This is a genomic window from Enterococcus sp. 3H8_DIV0648 (assembly GCF_002140655.1).
Classification (GTDB): Bacteria; Bacillota; Bacilli; order Lactobacillales; family Enterococcaceae; genus Enterococcus_A; species Enterococcus_A hulanensis.
The window spans coordinates 1,082,428-1,083,163 of sequence record NZ_NGLG01000001.1 but is presented as its reverse complement, the minus strand read 5'-3'; the positions used below and the strand labels follow the sequence as shown (position 1 = coordinate 1,083,163).

The 736-nt window shown below is 31.7% G+C and carries 2 protein-coding genes; both read right to left on the bottom strand.

Features of this window, described 5'->3' with window-relative positions; translation table 11 throughout:
* Positions 1-52: 52 nt before the first annotated feature.
* Positions 53-391, bottom strand: coding sequence for a DUF3796 domain-containing protein (locus A5875_RS05040; protein WP_088932600.1), 339 nt, complete (start codon positions 389-391; stop codon positions 53-55).
* On the bottom strand, positions 392-736 hold a 345-nt coding region (locus A5875_RS23985; protein ID WP_217809343.1), incomplete at its 5' end, for a hypothetical protein. It lies immediately after the preceding gene.

Here is a 736-nt window from a genome sequence, read left to right as displayed (position 1 = left end):
GAACAGGATTCATCTAATTGCTTTTGTATTTTTTAATCAATCTTTCTTAAACTCATTTTTTATTAGTAAAAGTCGCTTTGTCGAAATAATAAGTTAACATAGGTACAAGGATGAAAGTCACTGCAATTCCAAGACAAATCACCGTTGTTTGCACCATCAAAGTCATCTTATAGTTCCCTGTAAATCTTGCAGAAAGTATTACTGTCAGAAAGATCATGCCCATTACTACCCTATACCCATATCTTTGTGCCTTCGAAAAATTATTTTTTAGTCTTTCATCAATTTTTTCATGATTCATTTTTCCTTCCCAATAAAATCCAAAAAAGCCGAAGAACACAAAAAATACAAGAAATCCCGGCTCATTTAATATGAAGCTGTCTCTTATACACATCTAGATGTGTATAAGAGACAGAGATTCTACTAGAAATAAATAGGTCTGCTTAAAGTCAATTAAACTAACACTGTAACTGTTTGAGAAAAGAATAACCGAAACTGAATCAATAAAAATGGATGTCTCAACCATTAAATCTTTTTTAAGATAACTTATAAAACAATGCCATAATTCTTCTTTTTTTTCATCAATCAGTTTCTTCCCACCTTTACTCAACTGACTATATGACTTATTAAACTCTTTTCCAGAAGCGTTAATTAACCACATATTGTCCTGTCTCTTATACACATCTAGATGTGTATAAGAGACAGATGCAGAAATAAAGGGAGGATATGCCGATGCCAT